At 65.9% G+C, this 24,261-nt stretch carries 17 protein-coding genes and 3 rRNA genes; 2 read left to right on the top strand and 18 right to left on the bottom strand.

Annotation, left to right across the window (positions count from 1 at the left end):
- Window positions 1-45: 45 nt before the first annotated feature.
- The 8 genes from rrf to AB4Y91_RS16215 all read right to left on the bottom strand — a co-directional run bounded on the left by rrf (window position 46) and on the right by AB4Y91_RS16215 (window position 11,797).
- Window positions 46-162: ribosomal RNA gene (gene rrf / locus AB4Y91_RS16250) — 5S ribosomal RNA — on the bottom strand.
- Window positions 163-408: 246 nt separating this feature from the next.
- Window positions 409-3,532, bottom strand: a 23S ribosomal RNA gene (locus AB4Y91_RS16245).
- A gap of 498 nt (window positions 3,533-4,030) precedes the next feature.
- Window positions 4,031-5,557 (bottom strand): 16S ribosomal RNA (locus tag AB4Y91_RS16240).
- Together the 16S, 23S and 5S rRNA genes form the textbook arrangement of a ribosomal RNA operon.
- A 516-nt stretch (window positions 5,558-6,073) precedes the next feature.
- Window positions 6,074-7,387, bottom strand: a complete 1,314-nt coding sequence (tyrS, locus tag AB4Y91_RS16235; protein ID WP_441419446.1) for a tyrosine--tRNA ligase — start codon at window positions 7,385-7,387, stop codon at window positions 6,074-6,076.
- A 148-nt stretch (window positions 7,388-7,535) separates the two neighbouring features.
- Window positions 7,536-9,764, bottom strand: coding sequence for a HelD family protein (locus AB4Y91_RS16230; RefSeq protein WP_441419445.1), 2,229 nt, complete (start codon window positions 9,762-9,764; stop codon window positions 7,536-7,538).
- 128 nt (window positions 9,765-9,892) lie between these two features.
- Window positions 9,893-10,456, bottom strand: a complete 564-nt coding sequence (locus AB4Y91_RS16225; protein ID WP_441419444.1) for an adenine phosphoribosyltransferase — start codon at window positions 10,454-10,456, stop codon at window positions 9,893-9,895.
- Between the two features lie 54 nt (window positions 10,457-10,510).
- Window positions 10,511-11,146 (bottom strand): hypothetical protein, encoded by a 636-nt coding sequence (locus AB4Y91_RS16220; RefSeq protein WP_441419443.1) that lies wholly within the window; start codon window positions 11,144-11,146, stop codon window positions 10,511-10,513.
- A 9-nt stretch (window positions 11,147-11,155) separates the two neighbouring features.
- Window positions 11,156-11,797, bottom strand: coding sequence for a DNA-3-methyladenine glycosylase (locus AB4Y91_RS16215; RefSeq protein WP_441419442.1), 642 nt, complete (start codon window positions 11,795-11,797; stop codon window positions 11,156-11,158).
- Window positions 11,798-11,899: 102 nt separating this feature from the next.
- Between AB4Y91_RS16215 and AB4Y91_RS16210 the strand changes: the two genes are divergently transcribed.
- Together AB4Y91_RS16210 and AB4Y91_RS16205 are read left to right on the top strand one after the other, a co-directional pair.
- The gene (locus AB4Y91_RS16210; protein ID WP_441419441.1) at window positions 11,900-13,483 is read left to right on the top strand and encodes a DNA-3-methyladenine glycosylase 2 family protein; all 1,584 of its coding nucleotides are present in this window, start codon (window positions 11,900-11,902) and stop codon (window positions 13,481-13,483) included.
- On the top strand, window positions 13,480-13,995 hold the full coding sequence (locus AB4Y91_RS16205; protein ID WP_441419440.1) for a methylated-DNA--[protein]-cysteine S-methyltransferase: 516 nt from the start codon (window positions 13,480-13,482) through the stop codon (window positions 13,993-13,995). Before AB4Y91_RS16210 ends, AB4Y91_RS16205 begins: the two co-directional genes overlap by 4 nt.
- Here AB4Y91_RS16205 and AB4Y91_RS16200 read toward each other — a convergent pair.
- From AB4Y91_RS16200 to argC, 10 genes are all read right to left on the bottom strand, one after another.
- A complete protein-coding gene (locus AB4Y91_RS16200) occupies window positions 13,992-14,732 on the bottom strand; it encodes a maleylpyruvate isomerase family mycothiol-dependent enzyme (protein ID WP_441419439.1) in 741 nt (246 codons plus the stop codon). The two genes, AB4Y91_RS16205 and AB4Y91_RS16200, sit on opposite strands and share 4 nt — an antisense overlap.
- Window positions 14,733-14,788: 56 nt before the next feature.
- Window positions 14,789-15,310 carry a pyridoxine/pyridoxamine 5'-phosphate oxidase gene (locus AB4Y91_RS16195; RefSeq protein WP_441419438.1) on the bottom strand — a complete coding sequence of 174 codons (522 nt, stop codon included), beginning with the start codon at window positions 15,308-15,310 and terminating at the stop codon, window positions 14,789-14,791.
- 148 nt (window positions 15,311-15,458) lie between these two features.
- Window positions 15,459-16,895, bottom strand: coding sequence for an argininosuccinate lyase (gene argH, locus AB4Y91_RS16190; protein ID WP_441419437.1), 1,437 nt, complete (start codon window positions 16,893-16,895; stop codon window positions 15,459-15,461).
- Between the two features lie 5 nt (window positions 16,896-16,900).
- Complete coding sequence (locus AB4Y91_RS16185; protein WP_175323273.1) at window positions 16,901-18,106, bottom strand: argininosuccinate synthase; 1,206 nt, start codon at window positions 18,104-18,106, stop codon at window positions 16,901-16,903.
- Between the two features lie 60 nt (window positions 18,107-18,166).
- Window positions 18,167-18,697: an arginine repressor gene (locus AB4Y91_RS16180; RefSeq protein ID WP_441419436.1), complete on the bottom strand. Its 531-nt coding sequence runs from the start codon at window positions 18,695-18,697 to the stop codon at window positions 18,167-18,169.
- Window positions 18,697-19,692 carry an ornithine carbamoyltransferase gene (argF, locus tag AB4Y91_RS16175; RefSeq protein ID WP_441419456.1) on the bottom strand — a complete coding sequence of 332 codons (996 nt, stop codon included), beginning with the start codon at window positions 19,690-19,692 and terminating at the stop codon, window positions 18,697-18,699. Before argF ends, AB4Y91_RS16180 begins: the two co-directional genes overlap by 1 nt.
- A gap of 8 nt (window positions 19,693-19,700) precedes the next feature.
- Window positions 19,701-20,930 carry an acetylornithine transaminase gene (locus tag AB4Y91_RS16170; RefSeq protein ID WP_441419435.1) on the bottom strand — a complete coding sequence of 410 codons (1,230 nt, stop codon included), beginning with the start codon at window positions 20,928-20,930 and terminating at the stop codon, window positions 19,701-19,703.
- Window positions 20,931-21,037: 107 nt separating this feature from the next.
- Window positions 21,038-21,970, bottom strand: a complete 933-nt coding sequence (gene argB, locus AB4Y91_RS16165) for an acetylglutamate kinase (RefSeq protein ID WP_441419434.1) — start codon at window positions 21,968-21,970, stop codon at window positions 21,038-21,040.
- Window positions 21,971-21,986: 16 nt separating this feature from the next.
- Window positions 21,987-23,153: a bifunctional glutamate N-acetyltransferase/amino-acid acetyltransferase ArgJ gene (gene argJ, locus AB4Y91_RS16160; protein ID WP_441419433.1), complete on the bottom strand. Its 1,167-nt coding sequence runs from the start codon at window positions 23,151-23,153 to the stop codon at window positions 21,987-21,989.
- Window positions 23,150-24,181 carry an N-acetyl-gamma-glutamyl-phosphate reductase gene (gene argC, locus AB4Y91_RS16155; RefSeq protein WP_441419432.1) on the bottom strand — a complete coding sequence of 344 codons (1,032 nt, stop codon included), beginning with the start codon at window positions 24,179-24,181 and terminating at the stop codon, window positions 23,150-23,152. The genes argJ and argC overlap by 4 nt, the downstream gene beginning before the upstream one ends.
- Between the last annotated feature and the right edge of the window lie 80 nt (window positions 24,182-24,261).

Genomic DNA, 24,261 nt, shown 5'->3' with positions numbered 1-24,261 from the left:
GGCTCAGGCCCCGACACTGTGTGTCGGGGCCTGGCTGTAATGGTTGTCCGGCGGTGACCTACTCTCCCACACCCTCCCGGGTGCAGTACCATCGGCGCTGTGGGTCTTAGCTTCCGGGTTCGGGATGGGACCGGGCGTTTCCCCCACGCTATGACCGCCGTAACCCTGTGTCCGCGCCCCTGGTCTGTGTAGAGAGTCCCGGGGTGGGAAATCTGGTGGTTACAACTTGTCCGCTACCGCCCGTGGCGGGGCGGTGGTGGTGTTGTTATTCAGTTTTGGTTCCTTCTAGCAACGTGCCCGTGGCGGGTTTGTTGTTTGGGAACCACATAGTGGACGCAAGCAGTCTTGTTTCTTTGTACTCCTSTGCTGGTGTGAACGTCTTTTGAATCCGTTCACGCAARGGAGTGTGTGGTGTAAGTTATCGGCCTATTAGTACCGGTCAGCTTCACGAGTCGTTAGTCCTCGCTTCCACATCCGGCCTATCAACCCAGTGGTCTGGCTGGGGGCCTCTCACACACAAGGTGTATGGAAATCTCATCTCGAAGCGAGCTTCCCGCTTAGATGCTTTCAGCGGTTATCCCATCCGAACGTAGCTAATCAGCGGTGCACTTGGCAGTACAACTGACACACCAGAGGTTCGTCCGTCCCGGTCCTCTCGTACTAAGGACAGCCCTTCTCAAATTTCCTGCGCGCGCAGCGGATAGGGACCGAACTGTCTCACGACGTTCTAAACCCAGCTCGCGTACCGCTTTAATGGGCGAACAGCCCAACCCTTGGGACCTACTCCAGCCCCAGGATGCGACGAGCCGACATCGAGGTGCCAAACCATGCCGTCGATATGGACTCTTGGGCAAGATCAGCCTGTTATCCCCGAGGTACCTTTTATCCGTTGAGCGACGGCCATTCCACAATGTACCGCCGGATCACTAGTCCCGACTTTCGTCCCTGCTCGAGATGTCTCTCTCACAGTCAAGCTCCCTTGTGCACTTACACTCGACACCTGATTGCCAACCAGGCTGAGGGAACCTTTGGGCGCCTCCGTTACTTTTTAGGAGGCAACCGCCCCAGTTAAACTACCCATCAGGCACTGTCCCTGACCCGGATTACGGGCCGAAGTTAGATGTCCAAAGTGACCAGAGTGGTATTTCAACGATGACTCCACCCGAACTGGCGTCCGGGCTTCAACGTCTCCCACCTATCCTACACAAGCCACTCCGAACACCAATACCAAACTATAGTAAAGGTCTCGGGGTCTTTCCGTCCTGCTGCGCGTAACGAGCATCTTTACTCGTACTGCAATTTCGCCGAGTTTATGGTTGAGACAGCGGGGAAGTCGTTACTCCATTCGTGCAGGTCGGAACTTACCCGACAAGGAATTTCGCTACCTTAGGATGGTTATAGTTACCACCGCCGTTTACTGGGGCTTAAATTCTCAGCTTCGCCTTGCGGCTAACCGGTCCTCTTAACCTTCCAGCACCGGGCAGGAGTCAGTCCGTATACATCGTCTTGCGACTTCGCACGGACCTGTGTTTTTAGTAAACAGTCGCTTCCCCCTGGTCTCTGCGGCCCCTGCACGCTCCGGACAGCTTGTGTCCATCACGATGGGGGCCCCCCTTCTCCCGAAGTTACGGGGGCATTTTGCCGAGTTCCTTAACCATAATTCTCTCGATCGCCTTAGTATTCTCTACCTGATCACCTGTGTCGGTTTGGGGTACGGGCGGCTAAAACCTCGCGTCGATGCTTTTCTAGGCAGCATAGGATCACCGAATCCCCCCATACGGGGGTCCCGTCGGGTCTCAGGCATCATGAACGGCGGATTTGCCTACCGTTCGCCCTACATCCTTAGACCGGGACAACCATCGCCCGGCTCGGCTACCTTCCTGCGTCACACCTGTTAATACGCTTGCCTCCCAGGATCAGGTCCCGCGCTCCACCAAAACCCTCACACCACAAGGGTGATCGGGCAGGTCTCGGGCGGTTAGTATCCCCTGTTCAGCATGGGCGGTTTTTCGCCGGTACGGGAATATCAACCCGTTGTCCATCGACTACGCCTGTCGGCCTCGCCTTAGGTCCCGACTTACCCAGGGCAGATTAGCTTGACCCTGGAACCCTTGATCATTCGGCGGACGGGTTTCTCACCCGTCTTTCGCTACTCATGCCTGCATTCTCACTCGTGTAGGCTCCACCGCTGGTTTACACCGCGACTTCACTGCCCACACGACGCTCCCCTACCCATCCAGACGCCTGAACCACAAGGGCTTAGCTAATATCTGAATGCCACAACTTCGGCGGTGTACTTGAGCCCCGCTACATTGTCGGCGCGGAATCACTTGACCAGTGAGCTATTACGCACTCTTTTAAGGATGGCTGCTTCTAAGCCAACCTCCTGGTTGTCTTCGCAACTCCACATCCTTTCCCACTTAGCACACGCTTAGGGGCCTTAGTTGGTGGTCTGGGCTGTTTCCCTCTCGACTATGAAGCTTATCCCCCACAGTCTCACTGCTGCGCTCTCACTTACCGGCATTCGGAGTTTGGCTGACGTCAGTAACCTTGTAGGGCCCATTAGCCATCCAGTAGCTCTACCTCCGGTAAGAAACACGCAACGCTGCACCTAAATGCATTTCGGGGAGAACCAGCTATCACGAAGTTTGATTGGCCTTTCACCCCTACCCACAGCTCATCCCCTCCATTTTCAACTGAAGTGGGTTCGGTCCTCCACGACGTCTTACCGTCGCTTCAACCTGGCCATGGGTAGATCACTTCGCTTCGGGTCTAGATCACGCCACTGCAACGCCCTGTTCAGACTCGCTTTCGCTACGGCTTCCCCACACGGGTTAACCTCGCGACGTAACACTAACTCGCAGGCTCATTCTTCAAAAGGCACGCCGTCACAACTACAAGGTTGCTCCGACGGATTGTAAGCACACGGTTTCAGGTACTGTTTCACTCCCCTCCCGGGGTACTTTTCACCTTTCCCTCACGGTACTGGTCCGCTATCGGTCATTAGGGAGTATTTAGGCTTATCAGGTGGTCCTGACAGATTCGCACGGGATTTCTCGGGCCCCGTGCTACTTGGGATACTTCCCAGGCGGCACACTACATTTCGGTTACGGGGCTCACACCCTCTCTGGCCGGCCTTTCAAGACCGTTCACCTATGCACATGCTCTCACCCCACTGTCCCGGCAGAGACAGAACGGAAAGTCCCACAACCCCGACCATGCAACGCCCGCCGGCTATCACACATGGAACGGTTTAGCCTGATCCGCGTTCGCTCGCCACTACTGACGGAATCACTATTGTTTTCTCTTCCTGCGGGTACTGAGATGTTTCACTTCCCCGCGTTCCCTCCACGCACCCTATGTGTTCAGATGCGGGTCACCAGATCACTCGCGCGTCTGGCGGGGTTTCCCCATTCGGACACCCTGGGATCACAGTCCGGTTATCGACTCCCCCAGGCTTATCGCAGATTCCTACGTCCTTCTTCGGCTCCTAATGCCAAGGCATCCACCGTGTGCTCTTAAAAACTTGACCACAAAAGATCAAGGAGTAATTTTCGAGAGAACCATGAAACCGTCCCCACACCCGAAGGCATGGAACCAGATCCAGGTTCATATTCTTGGAAATTGCTTCTTATAAAAGATGCTCGCGTCCACTATGTAGTTCTCAAACAACAACCCCGTACCACACACCCCACACACCCGGACCCCCGAAAGGACCCACACAATGCATGAAACGCTGCAGCCGGGAAACCAGAAACACAAGTCCCGGAAGAAAGTCRCCCTCCCCCCGGYCCTGTTGTCTCAGGACCCAACAGTGTGCCAAACACTAAACCGCACAACCCRGGCCCCCACCGTTCCAGGACACTCAAAAGCATCCGTACTGGGCAAGGACCAAACCATGCGGCCGCTATTTGCTGATATTCCACCCGTGAGCACCCGCCGCAGAACTTACGTCTGCGCAACGGGCGTACTCCTGACAACCCCGACACACCCACATACATGAGGCACGGTGATTGTAGGCGCTCCTTAGAAAGGAGGTGATCCAGCCGCACCTTCCGGTACGGCTACCTTGTTACGACTTAGTCCCAATCGCCAGTCCCACCTTCGACAGCTCCCTCCCACAAGGGGTTAGGCCACCGGCTTCGGGTGTTACCAACTTTCGTGACTTGACGGGCGGTGTGTACAAGGCCCGGGAACGTATTCACCGCAGCGTTGCTGATCTGCGATTACTAGCGACTCCGACTTCATGGGGTCGAGTTGCAGACCCCAATCCGAACTGAGACCGGCTTTTTGGGATTAGCTCCACCTCACAGTATCGCAACCCTTTGTACCGGCCATTGTAGCATGCGTGAAGCCCAAGACATAAGGGGCATGATGATTTGACGTCGTCCCCACCTTCCTCCGAGTTGACCCCGGCAGTCTCCCATGAGTCCCCGCCATTACGCGCTGGCAACATGGAACGAGGGTTGCGCTCGTTGCGGGACTTAACCCAACATCTCACGACACGAGCTGACGACAACCATGCACCACCTGTGAACCGGCCCCAAAGGGGAAGGACTGTTTCCAGCCCGGTCCGGTCCATGTCAAGCCTTGGTAAGGTTCTTCGCGTTGCATCGAATTAATCCGCATGCTCCGCCGCTTGTGCGGGCCCCCGTCAATTCCTTTGAGTTTTAGCCTTGCGGCCGTACTCCCCAGGCGGGGCACTTAATGCGTTAGCTACGGCGCGGAAAACGTGGAATGTCCCCCACACCTAGTGCCCAACGTTTACGGCATGGACTACCAGGGTATCTAATCCTGTTCGCTCCCCATGCTTTCGCTCCTCAGCGTCAGTTAATGCCCAGAGACCTGCCTTCGCCATCGGTGTTCCTCCTGATATCTGCGCATTTCACCGCTACACCAGGAATTCCAGTCTCCCCTACATCACTCTAGTCTGCCCGTACCCACCGCAGATCCGGAGTTGAGCCCCGGACTTTCACGGCAGACGCGACAAACCGCCTACGAGCTCTTTACGCCCAATAATTCCGGATAACGCTTGCGCCCTACGTATTACCGCGGCTGCTGGCACGTAGTTAGCCGGCGCTTCTTCTGCAGGTACCGTCACTTTCGCTTCTTCCCTACTGAAAGAGGTTTACAACCCGAAGGCCGTCATCCCTCACGCGGCGTCGCTGCATCAGGCTTGCGCCCATTGTGCAATATTCCCCACTGCTGCCTCCCGTAGGAGTCTGGGCCGTGTCTCAGTCCCAGTGTGGCCGGTCACCCTCTCAGGCCGGCTACCCGTCGTCGCCTTGGTGAGCCATTACCTCACCAACAAGCTGATAGGCCGCGAGTCCATCCAAAACCACAATAAAGCTTTCCACCCCCCACCATGCGATGAGGAGTCATATCCGGTATTAGACCCAGTTTCCCAGGCTTATCCCAGAGTTAAGGGCAGGTTACTCACGTGTTACTCACCCGTTCGCCACTAATCCCCGGTGCAAGCACCGGATCATCGTTCGACTTGCATGTGTTAAGCACGCCGCCAGCGTTCATCCTGAGCCAGGATCAAACTCTCCGTTGAAGTAAAACAGACACACCATGCAACCCCGGGAAAACGGGATAAACACAATGCACAAAATTTGAAACCAGCTAAAAACACCGGACCCAACCACGGGGTGGCAGGCCCGGCACAATCAACCAATTCAATAMAAAATTGGTATCAACAAACTTGGCACACTATTGAGTTCTCAAACAACAGACACATTCGAATACTTCTCGAAACAATTCACTCAGTGAATTTCTTTTTGTTCCGCATTTCTTCGCTGCGATGTATTTAGCTTATTTCATTCATTTCCACTTTGCAAACCCGGAAGTTCTTCCGAAATTCACTCCGAAGAAGCGAATCCGCCCAGCAAAATTCGAAGCAATTTCGCTTTCCCACATCTTGCGCAGGAAGAATTGCTTCTTTTTTGTTGGGGGTTGGTCACCGCTCAACGGCGGCGACTCAGAAAACAATACACGCTCCCCTGCGGCCGTGCAAATCGGCCGGAGGGGAGCGTGCATGAGGCTGAACCGCTGCTTAGCCGTGCAGTGCCGGCTAGGCTCCCGAAACCTCCACGGTTGCCAGGTTCTTCTTGCCGCGGCGCAGCAACAGGTAGCGCCCGTGCAGCAGTTCGTCGGCCGTGATGACGGCGTCGGGGTCGGAGATCTTGGTGTTATTCACGTAAGCCCCGCCCTCCCCCACGGTACGCCGGGCCGCGGACTTGCTTTCGGAGAGCCCGGTAGCCACCAGCAGGTCAATGATGCCGAGCCCGGAGCCGTCCACGGTGGCGGAGGGCAGTTCCGCCGTCGCGGCCTTGAGGCTCTCTGCGTCCAGTGCGGTCAGGTCCCCGCCGCCGAACACGGCTGCCGAGGCGGCAATGACCTTTTCGGTGGCCTCGACGCCGTGCACCAGCGAGGTCACCTCGTAGGCAAGCTTCCGCTGGCCAACACGTGCGAACGGGCGCTCGGCAACCGAGGTTTCGAGGGCTTCGATTTCGGCGCGGCTGAGGAAGGTGAAGACCTTGAGGCGGGCCGCGACGTCGGCGTCGGCGGTGTTGAGCCAGAACTGGTAGAAGGCGTACGGGCTGCACATCTCCGCGTCCAGCCAGATCGCGTTGCCCTCGCTCTTGCCGAACTTGGTGCCGTCCGAGTTGGTGATCAGCGGCGTGCCCAGCGCGTGGACGTGCTTGCCCTCCACCTTGCGGATCAGGTCCGTGCCGCTGGTGAGGTTGCCCCACTGGTCCGAGCCGCCGGTCTGCAGCACGCAACCGTAGTCGCGGAACAGCTGCAGGTAGTCCATGCCCTGCAGGATCTGGTAGCTGAACTCGGTGTAGCTGATCCCCTCATCCGAGTTCAGGCGGGTGGCAACGATGTCCTTCTTGATCATCGTGCCGACGCGGAAGTGCTTCCCGATGCCGCGCAGGAAATCAATGGCACTCAGCGGGGCGGTCCAGTCGAGATTGTTGACCATCCGGGCCGCGTTATCGCCCTCGAAGCTGAGGAAGCGCTGGACCTGGCCCTGCAGCCGGCCGACCCATTCCGCCACGGTCTCCGGAGTGTTGAGCACCCGCTCGGCGGTCTGCCGGGGGTCACCGATCAGTCCGGTGGAACCTCCCACCAACCCGAGGGGCTTGTGCCCGGCCAGCTGGAGCCGGCGCATCAGCAGCAGTTGCACGAGGTTGCCCAGGTGCAGGCTTGGCGCGGTGGGGTCGAAGCCGCAGTAGTACGTTGCGGGGGCGCCGGCGAGCAGTTTCTCCAGCTCCGCCTCGTCCGTCGAAACGTGCACAAGGCCGCGCCATTTCAGCTCCTGCCAGATGTTGGCGAAGCCGGGGTCGTTCTGCTGGGACTGAAGATCATTTAGCTGGGACACGGAATCTAAGTTAGCAGGATCGACAGGGCCGGACGGCCCCGCTCCAGCTCGTGACGGCGCCGGGCGCGACGGCGCCGTCGTGACGGGCCCGGCACAGCCGCAGCGTCCGGGGCGGCAACCCAGGCCGCCGCCACCGGGGAGGGGAGCCTCAGTCTTCGATGCCTGCCGGTACGGGAGCAGCCGCGATGAGCCGTAAGCGCTGGGTGGGGCGGGTCATCGCGACGTACAGATCGCCTACCCGGCCGTGCTCGTGGTTGAGCATGGCAGACGGTTCCAGCACCACGACGCCGTCGAACTCCAGGCCCTTGGCCTCGCGGGGGCTGATCACCACGATGTCCTGCTCGTAGCTGCCGGCGCCCGTGCCGACGCGGCGGCCGTACGCTGCGCGCAACGCGGCGGTGGCCTCCGGCAAGAGCCCGCCGTCGGCGATCACGGCCAGCAGGCCGCCGTCGAGCGCATCCAGTTCCTCGGGGAGCACCTCAAGGAGCCGGTCCACGATCGCCCCGGGCTCGACGCGATCAATCACCGGCGACCAGCGTCCCTCGCGGACTGCCTTTGGCGCGGAGACGACGAGTCCGGCGGCATTGGCCATCCGGGCCGCCGCCTCGGCAATCTGCGACGGGGTGCGGTAGTTGACGGTGAGTTCCTCAAGCTGCCAGCGGTCCCCGAACATCGGGGCCAGCGCGCTCTGCCAGGACTTCGCCCCGGCCACCGAACTCGTCTGGGCGATGTCGCCGACAATCGTGAAGGACTTCAGCGGGCAGCGGCGGACCAGCAGCCGCCACTGCATGGGCGAGAGCTCCTGCGCCTCGTCCACCACAATGTGCCCGAACGCCCAGCTGCGGTCGCTCGTGGCCCGCTCCGCCGCGGTCAGCCGCGCCTCGCGTTCCTGGTTCTGGTCCACAAGTTCTTCGGCTGAGATGAGGACATCCACCCCGGCCGTTTCCATGTTGACCAGGGTCTGCTTGGCGTTGGCGAGATCGCGGGCCCGGTCGTGCTCCTGCTGGGCCAGGCCACGGCCAGCAGCCGGATCCAGTTCGCCGAGCAGTTCGGCGGCCTCGTCCAGCAGCGGCACGTCGGCCTCGGTCCACGGCGAACCGGCCGGCCGGAGCAGTCGGGCGCGTTCGGCCGCGCTGAGGTTCGGGGTGCAGGCCTCGAGGATGGCGGGCTTGCTCAGCAACTCGCCCACCAGCTTCTCCGGGGTCATCGGCATCCAGCACAGGTTCAGGGCCACACGCACGTCACGCGCCGAACGGACGTCCTCCGCGAGGTAGGAACGGTCGGCGTTGTTGCCGATGCTGCTGGCCTCGACCAGTTCGGTCATCTGCTCGGTCAGTTCGCGCAGCAGGATCTTGACGAAGGAGACCCTGGCCTCATTGTGCGGCTTCCCGGTGGCGCGCGCCTTTTCGCGGGCACGGCGGACCTGCCTCGGCGTCAGCACCAGCTTGCGGCCGTCCACTTCGAGGACACGGTTTTCGGCCGGGATCCGCTGCCGGTTGGCGACCGCGTTGGCGACGACCTCGGCCATGTCGAGCCGGCCCTTGATCGCCGCGACGTCTGAATCGTCTTCGGCAACGGCGTGGATGCCGGGCATCAGCCGGCCCAGGCTGGCCATCACGACGCCGGTCTCGCCCAGGGACGGCAGCACCCGTTCGATGTAGTTCATGAACGACGACGACGGGCCCACCAGCAGCACGCCGGCGGTCTTGAGCCGGTCCCGGTGGGTGTAGAGCAGGTAGGCGGCGCGGTGCAGGGCGACGGCGGTCTTGCCGGTACCCGGTCCGCCCTGGACCACGAGGGCACCGGAGATGGACGAACGGATGATCCGGTCCTGCTCGGACTGGATGGTGCCCACGATGTCCGACATCCGGCCCGTGCGCTTGGAGTTCAGGGCCGCGAGCAGCGCGCCTTCGCCCTGCAGGGAGGCGTTGTCGGCCAGCATGTCGGCGTCGAGCACGTCATCCTCGATGGCCTTGACTTCGCGGCCCTGCAGGATCAGGTGCCGGCGTCGGCGTACACCTTGACGGTCGAAGGCGGTGGCCTGGTAGAAGTGGCCGGCTTCGGGCGCCCGCCAGTCCACCATCAGCCGCTGCAGGTCCTCGGTGGTCAGGCCGATGCGGCCGATGTACTGGGCTTCCCCGGAGTCGAGGTCGAGGCGGCCGAACACGAGGCGGTCGTCGACGGCGTCGAGCTGTGCGAGGCGGTCCTCGTAGAGTGCGGCGAACGCGTCCCGCTCGGAGACGTTCTGCATGGTGCCCACGGCACCGGCGCGGCGAACCTGGGCGAGCTGGGCGCGCTTCTCCGCCCGCAGCTCATCCAGCCGGGCATACAGTCCGGCTACATAGTCGCGTTCATGGGCCAAATCAGCGTCGTGCATCGAACGTTCCCCTATCGAAAAAGACAGACCAACCATTCTACAACCATTTCGGTGTTCGCTCCCGAAATATGTCAGTTTTCATCAGACTGGACTTTTTGCAGGCATTCTACCGAGGCGTTTGCTGGCCGCTAGAGGTTCAGCAGGGAGTGGATGCGGTGGCCGGCCAGGGCCGCGCGGCCGTTCAAGTCGCCGAGCTCCATCACGACGCCGACGCCAGCCACCTCGACGCCGCAGCGTTCGAACAGCCGGGAGGCTGCGCCCAAAGTGCCGCCGGTGGCGAGGACGTCATCGAGGATGAGCACCCGGGTACCCGGCGCCAGGTCCGAGCTGTGCAGTTCCAGGGTGGCGGTGCCGTATTCCAGCGAGTAGTCCTCGGAGACCACTTCGCGCGGCAGCTTGCCGGCCTTGCGGACGGTGACGACGCCGGTGTCCGTGGCGTAGGCGGCGGCCGCAGCCAACAGGAAGCCCCGGGCTTCCACCCCGGCGACGGCGTCGAACTGGCCGTGGAAGGGCGCCACCAGCGCATCGACCACAGCTTTGAGGGCGGCCCCGTCGGCGAAGACCGGGGTCAGATCCCTGAAGATGATTCCCGGCTTGGGGTAGTCAGGGACGGTGGCGCACAGGCTGGCGATCAGCTCGTCCACCGGGATTGCGTTGCTGGTCTGGGGCTGGGCCTGCTCGCTTTGTTTCACCCATCAATCTTACTGGCTGGTAGCAAACGGCCGTTCCGGCCGCGGGCTACCGGCCTACCCTCCGGCCGTCGGGGGCCCGGCCGCGTCACCCGCTGCTTCCGGGGACCGCAAGAGGTCATGGGCAAATCCGTACCTGACGAGTTCCAGCGCCTTGGCGAGCGCGTGCTCCGCGTCGAACCGGCTGTCCGCTGCGGCGCTGAGGCGGGCGTAGTCGTTTGCCCAACCGGACCGGCGGAAGCGGTCGGCGTCGCCGTGCAAAAGCCGTCCATAGAGAACGTCTTCGAAGCGGTCCGGCCCTTCATCCGGGGCCGGCACTTCGTCATGGCCGGGCCCTGGCAGCACACGTTGACGTCCCTGGACCATCTCCGCGGTGAACAGCTCAACCACGTGTTCCGTGCCTTCCGTCAGGTGTCGGTCCGCCGAGTAGTTGCAGAGGCGGAGTGCCCTCACCACCAGCTTGAGTGAAACGTGTTCATCGCGCACGATGAATTTGCGCAGCAGTGCGGCCCGAAAAAGCTCGATCCAATGCCGGCGCTCCCCCTCTGTCCCACCCGCGCTGGAGGGCACCGCCGGCGGCTCCGCGTCGGCTTGGAACAGCGCCACCATCCGGAAGTACTCGGCGGCGAGCTGCTCGAAGATCACCAGCCGTTCGAGCTCGCTGCCTGGCTTCCCGCGCTTGCCTTCGCCCATGATTGCCGGCTAAGCCGTTCGGACCTTCGCGGCCTTGTAACGGGATACAGTCGGGTCGCCGCTGAGCCAGAAGCGCCACGGGTAGTCGTCGGTGCCGCCGGCGCCGGAGACGCCCACCCGCGGCCCGGAACTGATCGCGGCCGCCGGCACGGCCGGGAGCTCGAGCCGGAACGGTGCACTGAGCGCGTCGCGGCCGCTGTCCGCCGTCGTCAGTCCCAGGGCGGTGGCGAAGCGGGCCGGACCGCTGGCGAGGTCCTTCGGGGCTTTCGACGTCGGCCGCCGCGCCTGGGCCAGTTCCTCCCCGACCACGACTTCACCGGCGCGCAGGAGCAGGGCGGAGGCCACTCCCTCGGGGCCGCAGACGATGTTGGCGCAATGGTGCATCCCGTAGGTGAAGTAGACGTAGAGGTGCCCCGCCGGGCCGAACATCGGGGCGTTCCGCCGGGTCTGGCCGCGGAAAGTGTGCGAGCCGGGATCAGGGTGCAGCGAGTCCTCCGGCCCCAGATAGGCCTCGACCTCGGTGATCCGCACCGCTACCGGCCCACCATGGCTGCTGTGCGTCAGCACTGCGCCGAGCAGCAGCGGGGCCACGGTTCGGGCGTCGGCGGACAGCAGCCCGCGCAGGGCGTCTGGCGTCAGGCTGGAATCCATCCTCCGACTTTAACAAACCCCTGAATCGCGGCATAGCGGCCCCTCACGGCCGTGTCCGATTTCCGCTAGCAGAGGTCCGCCGGAAGCTGGCAGGATGGAGCCATGGACTTTTGGCAGCGCTACCGGGCAATCGATGCCCGGGACCCCCGTTTCGACGGGCAGTTCTATACCGCTGTCCGCACCACCGGCATCTACTGCCGGCCCTCCTGCCCGGCGCGGACCCCGAAGGCCGGCAATGTCACCTTTTACGAGACGTCCGCCGCCGCGCATGACGCAGGCTACCGGGCATGCAAACGCTGCCTCCCCGAAGCCGTGCCGGGCACCCCGGCGTGGAATGTCCGCTCGGACATCGCCGGCCGGGCCATGCGCCTGATCAACGACGGCGTGATCAACCGCGACGGCGTGGAAGGGCTCGCCTCGCGGCTCGGCTACTCCTCGCGCCAGCTCAACCGCATCCTCAGCCACGAACTCGGTGCCGGCCCGCTCTCGCTGGCGAGGGCCAGCCGTGCGCAGACCGCCCGGACCCTGCTGGTCTCCACCTCAATGAAGGCCGCCGACATCGCATTCGCCTCGGGCTTCAGCAGCGTCCGGCAGTTCAACGAGACCATCACCGAGGTCTTTGCCATGACCCCCTCGGCGCTGCGGGCCACGGCGCGGCACCAGCAGGCGACGGCCCGGACGGCGGTGGCCTCCACGGCGCTTACGTTGAACCTGCCGTACCGGGAGCCGTTCGATCCTGGGGTGTTCGCATTCCTGGCCGTCCGAGCCATTCCGGGCATCGAGGAAGGAAGCTCCACCTCCTACGCCCGCACCCTGCGGTTGGCGCACGGGGATGCCCGCTTCCGGGTGGACTACGACGCCGGCTCCCCGGGCCGGCCCCTGAGGCTGACGATTGGGGCCGTGGACCTGCGGGACCTGGCCTCGCTGCTCAGCCGGGTGCGGCGCCTGCTGGATCTCGACGCCGACCCGGTCGCGATCGATACCTCCCTCGCCGCCGATCCGCGGCTGGCGGCCAGCGTTGCCGCCGCCCCCGGCATGCGGATGCCCGGGGCCGTGGATCCGCAGGAGCTGCTGATTCGCGCCATGATCGGCCAACAGATCACCGTGGCGGCTGCGAGGACGGCCCTGGTCCAGCTTTCCGCGTGCGGCAGCGAGAGCCTGGTTCCGGCGGACGGCCTGCACCGGCTCTTCCCGACGGCGGCGGACATCGCGGACACCGGGTTCCAGTTGCTGCGCGGACCTCAGCGCCGCATCGACTCGGTCCGTGCCGCCGCCGCGGCAATGGCCGCCGGTGACCTGGATTTTGGCTACGGCGACGACCTCGCCGGCCTGCAGGCCAAGCTCTTGCCGCTGGCCGGCGTCGGGCCCTGGACTGTGGGCTATGTCGCAATGCGCGTGATCGGCGCCCCGGACGTTTTCCTGGCCAACGACGCCGCGGTCCGCAATGGTATCCGCTCGCTGGCGCAGGCGTCAGACGATAACGCCGGTGGCGCCGCCGCGGCTGCGGATGGCCTGCCCGCCGACCCGATCGCCCCCGATTCGCTCTCTCCCGATTTTCGGGAGGTCAGTCCCTGGCGCTCCTACGCCACCATGCACCTCTGGCGTGCGGCCGCAGCGGCCCAGTCCGCAGCGCGGACCATGGCAGCCCGGCCCAAGACAGCAGCTTCGAAGAAAGTGACGACATGAAAGCCCAGCTTTTGACCATCTCCACCCCGGACGGTCCGTTCACCATCATTGCCCGGGACGGCGCGGTGCTGGCCTCGGGCTGGACCGCGGTGCCCGGCGAACTCACGGGCCAGATCCACCCGGACCTGCTGCCCGGCGGCTACGAACCGGTGTCGGAACTGCGCGGCATCTCGGCCGCCGTCGAGGAGTTCTACGCCGGCAACCCGCGAGCCGCGATGGAAGTCCCGGTGCTGCAGAAATCGGGCCCCTTCCGCAGCCATGCCTGGGACATGCTGCGGACCGTGGCGCCGGGGCATCCGGTGACGTACACCGAGTACGCGGAACTGTCCGGCAACGCGAAGGCCGTCCGGGCGGCGGCCAGCGCCTGCGCCTTCAACGCGGCCGCTCTGTTCGTGCCATGCCACCGGGTGATCCGCACCGACGGGAGCCTGGGCGGGTTCCGCTGGGGACTCGCCATCAAAAAGAGCCTGCTGGACCGCGAACGGCAGCTGGCCCTGGCCGTGCGGGCCTAGTTCGTCACTGGAACGCCCGCGGGCCACGGCAACAGCGCGGGCAGCTCGACGCCGTCGGCCGCTGCCGTGGCGCGCAGGCTCGCCAGGGTGGAGGTGCGGCCGGCCAGCCACGCCGCGATGTCGGTGAGCATGCCGTTGATCGCGGTGGAGCGTCCGCCGGCGGCGCCGATCGCGACGGAGGGCAGGCCGAGCGGCTGGAGCACAAAACGCTCGCCCTCAGGCACCCGGGCGGCCAGGAACTCGAAGAGATGCTCGCAGAACGGCTTGCTCCACGTTTCGGGGCCGCGGCCGGTGCCCAGGTCCGTGGCGTGGATGGTGAGTTCGCGCCAGAGCGCCAGGCCGCCGTCGAACACAACGCCGCCGCGGTAACTGATCGGCTCCCGCCAGCCCGCCGCCTCCAGCGCACCGAAGGCGCCCAGGGCACGCTCGAAGGCCGCGGCCAGCGCGGCCCGGTGCTGCTCAGCGCTGTGGCCGGCCGCCAGTTCGATGGCGCGGGTGCGTCCCTCGAAGCCGCCGTCGTAGAGTTCGATGCTTTCGCCGCGGCCGGCGTACTCAACCTGGCGGGCCATCGCGTTGGCGATTCCGGCCAGGTGGGCCAGCACGTGCCCGCGGGTCCAGCCAGGGAGTTCGGACGCGGCCAGGACGTCCTGGTCGTTGAGTTTGGCGGCGATTCCGGTCACGACGTCCGCGGCGCGGCGGAGTTCCTCCAGCAGGTTTTCAGGGGTGATTGAGGTCATGGCGCCCATCCTAACGGAGCCTCCGGATTAACGGTGATTAACTGGGCTGAGCCGTCTCAGCGCGCCCCGTAGCGGTGCCGGATGTGCCGCCGGTCATGCCGGGCCTGCCAGAATTCGAGTTCGCGGGGCCGGAGCGCGTAGAGCTGCCAGCTGGGGTTCTCGCTGCCGTCGGCGCCGGGCCGATCGTGCCAGTCGGCGGCGGAGGCTTCCGCGGAGAGCGCCACAACCTGGCCGGCCACACGGACCTGGCGGCCCTGCTGCTGCCAGAAAAAGTTCAGCGCAGCGCTCGGGTTCTCTGCCAGTTCCCGGCCCTTGCGCGACTGGCGGGACGTCGCGAAGTGCCAGCCGTCGTCGTCGATGTCCTTGAGGATCAGCATCCGCGAGGACGGACGTCCGAGTGCGTCGGCGGTGGCCAGGCTGCAGGCGTTGGGCTGCGGAACTCCGGCCGCCAGGGCTTCGGCGAGCCACTGCCGGAACAGTTCCCCCGGGTCCTCGGGTGCCGTCGCCGGGTCGAAGTCCGGGAGCACGTCCGGGAAGTCGGGCAGGGCACGCAGGAACTGGCGGAACGATTCGCTCATGCACCCACCTTAAGCGCCACGAGATGACACTTCGCGGCAGTGTTTACGAAAAACATTGCCGCGAAGTGTCCCCACCCGCCCCCTAACCTCGCAAGCTCGGTCAGGGGACCCTGCGGGTGTGGGCCCCCATCTCGCGGGTGTCGAAGTGCTACCCCGCGTACGCGCGCACGCCGTCGAGCTCCGCCTCGAGCGCCAGCAGCTGGCGTTCGACGGCGGCCGGCGCGGTGCCGCCCTGCGAGTTGCGGCTGTTGAGCGAGCCCTCGGTTGACAGCACCGTGCGGACCTCCGGGGTCAAATGCTCCGAGATGGCGGCGTATTCCTCGTCCGTCAGGTCCCAGAGTTCCACGTCGCGGCTTTCGGCCTGCTTCACGGCGGCGCCGGAGAGCTCGTGCGCCTCGCGGAACGGAACTCCCTGCCGGACCAGCCATTCGGCAATGTCCGTGGCCAGTGCGAAGCCTTGGGGTGCCAGCGCTTCCATCCGTTCGGTGTTGAACTTCAGGGTCGCGATCATGCCGGACACGGCCGGGAGCAGCAGCTCCAGGGTGTCGGCGGCGTCGAAGACCGGTTCCTTGTCCTCCTGCAGGTCGCGGTTGTACGCGAGCGGCAGGCCCTTGAGCGTGGCGAGCAGCCCGGTCAGGTCGCCGATCAGCCGGCCGGCCTTGCCGCGGGCCAGTTCGGCCACGTCAGGGTTCTTCTTCTGCGGCATGATCGAGGAGCCGGTGGAGTAGGAGTCGTGCAGGGTCACGAAGGAGAACTCCTTGGTGGCCCACAGGATCACTTCCTCCGAGACCCGGGACAGGTCCACGCCGATCATCGCCGACACCCACGCGAACTCGGCAAAGACGTCGCGGGAGGCGGTGCCGTCGATCGAGTTGTGCGTGGCCGAGTTGAAGCCAAGGTCCGCCGCGACGGCCTCCGGGTCCAGGCCCAGCGAGGAACCGGCGAGGGCGCCGGAGCCGTAGGGCGAGACCCCAGCGCGCTTGTCCCAGTCGGCCAGCCGCTGCACATCGCGCAGCAGCGCCCAGGCGTGGGCCAACAGGTGGTGGCTGAGCAGGACCGGCTGGGCGTGCTGGAGGTGGGTGCGGCCGGGCATGGCCACCCCGCGGTGTTCCTTGGCCTGGCCGATCAGCGCGTCGATGGTGGCGAGGACGCCGCGGGCGATGATCCGGGCGTGGTCGCGCAGGAACATCCGGCCCAGCGTGGCCACCTGATCGTTGCGGGACCGGCCGGCGCGGAGCTTGCCGCCCAGCTGGCTGCCGGCACGCTCGATCAGGCCGCGTTCCAGCGAACCGTGCACATCCTCGTCGGACTCGGCCGGGGTGTAGGCGCCGGAGGCGACGTCCGCATCCAGCCGGCCCAGGGCGTCCAGCATGCCTTCAAGCTCGGCGTCGTCCAGCAGCCCGGCCTTGTGCAGCACGCGGGCGTGCGCCTGCGACCCGGCAATGTCGTAGCGGGCCAGCCGCCAGTCAAAGTGTGTGGACTTGCTCAACGCCGCGAGGGCGTCGGCGGGGCCGCCGGCGAACCGGCCGCCCCACAACGCACCCGTGTTCGTAGCCTCGGACTTGGTGGATTCCGACTCAGCCACAGGGGCTACTTTCCTGCGACGCGGATGTCGCGGCCGGAGGCAACCTTGGCGGACATGCCCCACAGCTCGATGAAGCCGCGGGCCATCGACTGGTCGAAGGTGTCGCCGGTGTCGTAGGTGGCGAGGTCGAAGTCGTAGAGCGAGGTCTCGGAGCGGCGTCCGTTGACGATCGCCTGGCCGCCGTGCAGCACCATGCGGATGTCGCCGGAGACGTAGCGCTGGGTGTCTTCGATGAAGGCGTCCAAGGAGCGCTTGAGCGGGGAGAACCACTGGCCGTCGTAGACCAGCTCGGACCAGCGCTGGCCGACCGTGGCCTTGAAGCGGGCCTGCTCGCGTTCGATCGTGATGTCCTCGAGGTGCTTGTGCGCGGTGATCAGCGCCATCGCGCCGGGGGCCTCGTAGATTTCGCGGGACTTGATGCCGACCAGGCGGTCCTCGACGACGTCGATCCGGCCGACGCCCTGGGCGCCGGCGCGACGGTTCAGTTCCTTGATGGCCTGCAGCGGGGTGACCTTGACGCCGTCGATTGCGACCGGCACGCCGGCTTCGAAGGAGATGGTGACTTCATCCGGGGCCGGCGGGAACTCCGGGGTGGCGGTGTAGTCGTAGATGTCCTTGGTGGGGGCGTTCCAGATGTCCTCAAGGTAGCCGGTCTCGACGGCGCGGCCCCAGACGTTCTGGTCGATCGAGTACGGGTTCTTCTTGGTGGTCTCGATCGGCAGTCCCTTCTCCTCGGCGAAGGCGATGGCCTTGTCGCGGGTCAGGGCGAGGTCGCGGACCGGGGCGATGCACTTCAGGTCCGGGCCGAGGGTCTGGATGCCGACCTCGAAACGAACCTGGTCGTTGCCCTTGCCGGTGCAGCCGTGGGCCACAGTGGTGGCGCCGAATTCGCGGGCGGCCTTGACCAGGTGCTTGACGATCACCGGGCGGGAGATTGCGGAGACCAGCGGGTAGTGGCCCTGGTAGAGGGCGTTCGCCTTCAGGGTGGGCATGCAGTACTCGTTCGCGAACTCGTCGGACGCGTCGGCCACGTAGGCTTCGACGGCGCCGCAGCCGAGGGCACGCTGGCGGATGGTCTCCAGCGACTCGCCGCCCTGTCCGACGTCGACCGCCACGGCAATGACCTCGGCGCCGGTCGCTTCTCCGATCCAGCCGATGGCTACGGAAGTATCCAGGCCACCGGAGTAGGCCAGCACAATACGCTCAGTCACTTCAAATGCTCCTTAGTTGTTGGGTTCTTGGGGTCTCTGGTGAAAGTTCACGGGTGGGGGTCATTGGCCGGCCTCTTCGGCCAGTGACAGGAAACGGGCGGCGACCGCGGCGCCGCCGGCCGGGTCGCGGGTGACCAGCAGCACGGTGTCGTCCCCGGCGATGGTGCCGAGGATCGAGGGCATCACCGAGTGGTCGATCGCGAGGGCCAGGAAGTTCGCGGCGCCCGGCGGGGTGCGAAGCACCACAAGGTTCGCGGAGGCCTCGGCCGTGACGAGCAGTTCCCCGCAGAGCCGCGCCAGCCGGGCGTCGAGGATCTCCTGCGTCACGCCGCTTTTGGCCGCGCGTTCCCCGCCCTCCCCCGGCACGGCGTACACGAGCACGCCTTCCTTGCCGCGGACCCGGACGGCGCCGAGCTCCACGAGGTCGCGGGACAGCGTGGCCTGGGTGACCTGGACGCCGTCGTCCGCGAGCAGGGCCGCCAGCTCGGCCTGCGAGCGGACGGATTCGCCGGTCAGGATGGCGGTGATCCGCGCCTGCCGGGCCGTCTTGGTGGCCGGGCTGGCTCCCTGGGCGGCGGGCTGGACGGACATCAGCCCAGCCCGTCAACCGGCGCGAGCCCGTCAACAACTGCCAGGCCGGAGCGGTGCATGAGCCAGGCCATCAGGGCTTTCTGCGCGTGCAACCGGTTCTCGGCCTCATCCCAGACCACGGACTGCGGGCCGTCGATCACGCCGGCGGAGATTTCGTAGCCGCGGTAGGCCGGGAGGCAGTGCAGCACGACGGCGTCCGGCGCGGCAAGCGTCATCGCGTCCTCGTCCACGGAGTAGTCGCGGAACAGCTGCAGCCGGGCCTCCTTCTCGTCCTCCTGGCCCATCGACACCCAGGTGTCGGTGGCGACGACGTCGGCTCCGCGGAGCGCCTCGGCGGCGTCCACGGTGACCAGCACCGAGCCGCCGGTCTCCGCGGCGCGCTCCTCCGCGGCGGCGACGATCTCCGCTGCGGGCAGGTAGCCCTCCGGGCCGGAGATGCGCACGTGCATGCCAGCGGTGACGCCGGCCAGCAGGTAGGAGTTGGCCATGTTGTTGGCCGAGTCGCCGAGGTAGCTCATGGTGAGGCCGGCCAGCGTGCCCTTGTGCTCCTTGACGGTCAGCAGGTCGGCCAGGAGCTGGCAGGGGTGGTAGTCGTCGCACAGGGCGTTGATCACCGGGACGCGCGAGTGTTCGGCCATCGCGACGAGGCCGGCGTGCGCCCCGGTCCGCCACACGACGGTGGAAACCATGCGTTCGAGGACCCTGGCGGTGTCCTCAACCGACTCCTTGTGGCCGATCTGGGCTTCGCCCGGGTTGATGATGAGGGCGTTGCCGCCCATGTCCGCGATGCCGGTGGCGAAGGAGACACGGGTCCGGGTGGAGGTCTTGTCGAAGATCACGGCCACGGTCTTGCGGCCGCTGCCTTCCGCGGCGAAGGGCTGGACACTGTACGGGGCCGCCTTCATCCGGAGGGCGAGGTCCAGGACCTCGGCCTGCTCGGCCGGGGTGAGGTCCGTGTCCTTGAGGAAGTGGCGGGTCGGCACGGATGCGGTCATGGAGGCGGTCACTGGGCGTCCTTTGCGGTCTGGAGGAGGGCCGGCAGGGCGGCGAGGAAGCGGTCGGCCTGGGCCTCGGTGAGGATCAGCGGCGGCGCGAGCCGGATGGTGTGCGGGCCGGGGCTGTTGACGATGAATCCGGCGTCGAGTCCGGCGGTGACGACGGCGGGGGCGACGTCGGCGTCGAGGTCGAAGCCGATCAGCAGGCCTTCGCCGCGGACTTCGGTGACGCCGGCGATTCCGGCGAGCCCGGTGCGCAGGTGCTCCCCCACCTCCCGGACGTGGGCGAGCACCTGCTGGTTCTCCAGCACGTGCAGGGTGGCCAGGGCGGCCGCGGTGGCGACCGGGTTGCCGCCAAATGTCGTCCCGTGCTGGCCGGCGGACAGCAGTGCGGACACCTCGGGGCCGAAGGTGAGCAGGGCGCCGATCGGGAACCCGCCGCCCAGGCCCTTGGCGAGGGTCACGGCGTCGGGAACGATTCCGGCGTCTTCGCTGGCCAGCCACTTGCCGGTGCGGCCGATGCCGGTCTGGACCTCGTCCAGGATCAGCAGGGCGCCGGCGGCGCTGGTGGCTTCGCGGGCGGCCCGGAGGTAGCCGGCGGGCAGCGGGCGGACGCCCGCCTCGCCCTGGATGGGTTCGAGGAAGACCGCGGCGGTGGAGTCGTCGATCTCGGCGCGGAGGGCGTCGATGTCACCGAAGGGGACGTGGACGACGCCGCCGGGCAGCGGCGCGAACGGCGCCCGGTAGGCTTCCTTCGAGGTGAGGGCCAGGGCGCCCATGGTGCGGCCGTGGAAGGCGCCTTCGAGGGCGATGATCTTGGTCCGCGGCTGCGCGTCCGTGTCTGTCTGGCTGACGCCAGCATTGCGCCTGGCCAGCTTGAACGCCGCTTCGACGGCCTCGGTGCCGGAATTGGCGAAGAACACCTTGGACCCGGCCGGTGCCTTGGAAATTTCCAGCAGCTTCTCCGCCAAGGCAATCTGGGTGGGGCTGGTGAAGAAATTGGAGACGTGGCCCAGGGTGGCCAACTGGCTGGAGATCACCGAGGTGACGAAGGGGTGGGCGTGGCCCAGCGCGTTGACCGCGATGCCGCCAAGCAGGTCCAGGTATTCCTTGCCGTCCGCGTCCCAGACGAGGCAGCCGGCGCCGCGGACCAGTACGCGCTGCGGGGTGCCGAAGACGCCAAGCAGCGAGGACGAGTAGCGGGACAGCCACTGCGCGCCGCTACTTTCGCCAGTCATAACGGAAGCTGTCGGAGCCCGGCCGGCGATGGGGGCCCGGGTGTGGTCGGGCACCGCGAAGCGGGCGGGGGCCCCATCGCCGGTCGGGCTCGCGCCTACAGTTTCGTTCATGCGTTCACTTCCTCGTCCGGGACGACCTGGGTGCCGATGCCGGCGGTCGTGAAGGTTTCCAGCAGCATCGAGTGCGGCAGCCGGCCGTCCACGATGTGCGCGCGCTCGACGCCGTCGTCAATCGCTTTCAGGCAGGCCGCCATCTTCGGGATCATGCCGGATTCAAGACGCGGGAGCATCTCGCGCAGCTCCGACGCCGTCAGCGACGAGATGAGCGATGACCTGTCCGGCCAGTTGGCGTAGAGGCCCTCGACATCGGTCAGGATGACCAGCTTGGAGGCACCCAGGGCCGACGCGACCGCCGCCGCAGCCGTGTCCGCGTTGACGTTGAGTACCTGCCCGGTGGTGGACCCGTCCGGGGAGATCTCCGGCGCGACGGTCGAGATCACCGGGATCCGGCCGGCCGCCACGATGTCCAGGATGCCTTCCGGGTTCACCCCGACGACTTCGCCGACGAGGCCCAGGTCCACCTCTTCGCCGTCCACCACGGTGCCGGTGCGGACGGCGCGCAGCAGTCCGCCGTCTTCGCCGGACATCCCGACGGCGTAGGGCCCGTGCGAGTTGATTAGGCCCACGAGCTCGCGGCCCACCTGGCCGGTAAGGACCATCCGGACCACGTCCATGGCCTCGGGGGTGGTGACGCGCAGGCCGCCCTTGAACTCGGATTCGATGCCGAGCCGGCTGAGCATGGCGTTGATCTGCGGGCCGCCGCCGTGCACCACGACGGGGTGGATGCCGACGTGGTGCAGGAAGACGACGTCCTCGGCGAAGGCGCGGCGGAGTTCGTCGTTGACCATGGCGTTGCCGCCGTACTTGATCACCATGGTGGTTCCGGCGAAGCGCTGGATCCAGGGCAGCGCCTCGATCAGGGTGCCGGCCTTGCCCTGCGCGTCGGCCATGGAAGTGGTCTCGCGGGTCTGGGTGCTCATGTCGTTCGTCATTCCCTTAGCTGGAGTAGGCGCTGTTTTCGTGGACGTACTCGTGCGTCAGGTCGTTGGTCCAGATCGTGGCCTCGGCGGCGCCAGCCTGCAGGTCGATCTCGACCAGGACTTCGCGCGGCTCCAGGTCCACCAGGCCGCGGTCCTCGCCGATGCTGCCGTTGCGGCAGATCTGCACACCGTTCATCGAGACATTCAGCTGGTCCGGTTCGAAGGCCGCGTCCGTGGTGCCCACGGCGGACAGCACGCGGCCCCAGTTCGGGTCCTTGCCGAAGATCGCCGTCTTGAAGAGGTTGGAGCGGGCCACGGCCCGGCTGACCACTTCGGCGTCCTTCTCGCTCGCGGCGTTGAAGGTACGGATGGCGATGTCGTGGCTGGCACCCTCGGCGTCGCCGATCAGTTTGCGGGCCAGTTCCGCGCACACCTGGGTGAGCCCCTTGCCGAAGTCGACGGCGGAGGGCACGGCGCCCGTGGCGCCGGAGGCGAGCAGCACCACGGTGTCATTGGTGGACATGCAGCCGTCCGAATCGGCCCGGTCGAAGGTGACGCGGGTGGCGTCGCGGAGCACGACGTCGAGCAGTTCGGGCTGGACCTCCGCGTCCGTGGTGAGGACCACGAGCATCGTGGCCAGGCCCGGGGCAAGCATGCCGGCTCCCTTGGCCATGCCGCCGATGGTGAATTCCCGGCCCTCGGCGTCGGCGCCGGTGAAGACCGCCTGCTTGGACACCGAGTCGGTGGTCATGATTGCGGCAGCCGCTGCCGGGCCGCCGTCGGCGTTCAATTCCGCGGCTGCGACGCCGATCGCGGGGACGAGCTTGTCCATCGGAAGCTGTTCGCCGATCAGGCCGGTGGAACAGACGAAGATGTCCGTCGCTGAGGCCCCGAGTGCCTCGGCGGTCTTTTCGGCGGTGGTGTGGGTGTTCTGGAAGCCTTGCGGGCCGGTGCAGGCGTTGGCGCCGCCGGAGTTGAGGATCACGGCGTCCACCCGGCCGTCCTTGATGACTTCGCGGGACCAGTGCACGGGCGCGGCGGCCACCCGGTTCGAGGTGAAGACGGCGGCGGCGGCTTTGTTGGGGCCGTCGTTGACCACGAGGGCCAGGTCCGGGTTTCCGGAGGCCTTGAGGCCGGCCTTGACCCCGGCAGCGCGGAATCCCTTGGGGGCGGTGATGCTCACGGTGCGACTCCCTGGAGGTCGAGGCCGGCGGTTTCCGCCAGGCCGAGGGCAATGTTCATGGACTGCACGGCGCCGCCGGCGGTCCCCTTGGTGAGGTTGTCGATGGCGCAGGTGACGATCACGCGGCCGGTGTGTCCGTCGAGGGCCAGCTGCATCACGGCGTGGTTGGAGCCCTGCACGGACTTGCTGGAGGGCCACTGGCCTTCCGGCAGCAGGTGCACGAACGGCTCCTCGTCGTACGCCTCGGCCCAGGCGCGGCGCAGTTCCTCAGCAGTCACGCCCGGCCGGACTTTCGCGGTGGCCGTGGTGAGGATGCCGCGGCTCATCGGGGCCAGCGTGGGGGTAAAGGACACCGTCACCGGCGCGTTCAGCGCCTTGGACAGCCCCTGCTCGATCTCCGGGGTGTGCCGGTGCCCGCCGCCGACGCCGTAAGGACTCATCGAACCCATCACCTCGGCGCCGATCAGGTTCACCTTCGCGGCCTTGCCGGCCCCGGACGTACCGGAAGCGGAAACGATCACGACGTCGTCGGCCTGTAGCAGGTGGTTGCTGAAGCCCGGGGTGAGGGCCAGCAGGGCCGACGTCGGGTAGCAGCCGGGCACGGCGATTCGGGTGGCGCCGCGCAGTGCCTCGCGCTGGCCCGGCAGCTCGGGCAGCCCGTAGGGCCAGGTGCCGGCGTGCGGCGATCCGTAGAACTTCTCCCACGCCGCCGGATCCTCCAGCCGGTGGTCCGCGCCGGCGTCGATCACGACCGTGCCGGCGGGCAGTTGCGCCGCGATCTCGGCGGACGCCCCGTGCGGGAGGGCAAGGAACACGACGTCATGTCCGGCCAGGTTTTCCACGGTGGTGTCTTCGAGGATGCGGTCCGCCAGGCCATGGAGATGCGGCTGCAATTCCCCTAGTCTGGAACCGGCGTTGCTGTGCGCGGTAATGGCCCCGATGGTGACGTCGGGATGACCGGCCAGGAGCCTCAATACCTCGCCGCCGGCGTAGCCGCTTGCGCCGGAGACGGCAACAGAAATAGTCATAGCACCGAGTGTACAGCAAGACTATGCATAGAGCCCGATATTTATGCATGCGCGCGGCCATGCCCAAGGCCGTGTCCGGA

Source organism: Arthrobacter sp. YAF16 (genome assembly GCF_052113385.1).
In the GTDB taxonomy this organism is placed as follows: Bacteria; Actinomycetota; Actinomycetes; order Actinomycetales; family Micrococcaceae; genus Arthrobacter.
This window is presented reverse-complemented; position numbering and strand designations above follow the sequence as displayed.

Coding starts and splice junctions, on each gene's coding strand:
- AB4Y91_RS16230 (WP_441419445.1), bottom strand. CDS start 9,764: ATGCACGACGCTGATTTGGCCCATGAACGCGACTATGTAGCCGGACTG.
- AB4Y91_RS16220 (WP_441419443.1), bottom strand. CDS start 11,146: ATGGGCGAAGGCAAGCGCGGGAAGCCAGGCAGCGAGCTCGAACGGCTG.
- AB4Y91_RS16215 (WP_441419442.1), bottom strand. CDS start 11,797: ATGGATTCCAGCCTGACGCCAGACGCCCTGCGCGGGCTGCTGTCCGCC.
- AB4Y91_RS16210 (WP_441419441.1), top strand. CDS start 11,900: ATGGACTTTTGGCAGCGCTACCGGGCAATCGATGCCCGGGACCCCCGT.
- AB4Y91_RS16205 (WP_441419440.1), top strand. CDS start 13,480: ATGAAAGCCCAGCTTTTGACCATCTCCACCCCGGACGGTCCGTTCACC.
- AB4Y91_RS16200 (WP_441419439.1), bottom strand. CDS start 14,732: ATGACCTCAATCACCCCTGAAAACCTGCTGGAGGAACTCCGCCGCGCC.
- AB4Y91_RS16195 (WP_441419438.1), bottom strand. CDS start 15,310: ATGAGCGAATCGTTCCGCCAGTTCCTGCGTGCCCTGCCCGACTTCCCG.
- AB4Y91_RS16180 (WP_441419436.1), bottom strand. CDS start 18,697: ATGTCCGTCCAGCCCGCCGCCCAGGGAGCCAGCCCGGCCACCAAGACG.
- argF (WP_441419456.1), bottom strand. CDS start 19,692: ATGACCGCATCCGTGCCGACCCGCCACTTCCTCAAGGACACGGACCTC.
- AB4Y91_RS16170 (WP_441419435.1), bottom strand. CDS start 20,930: ATGACTGGCGAAAGTAGCGGCGCGCAGTGGCTGTCCCGCTACTCGTCC.
- argB (WP_441419434.1), bottom strand. CDS start 21,970: ATGAGCACCCAGACCCGCGAGACCACTTCCATGGCCGACGCGCAGGGC.
- argC (WP_441419432.1), bottom strand. CDS start 24,181: ATGACTATTTCTGTTGCCGTCTCCGGCGCAAGCGGCTACGCCGGCGGC.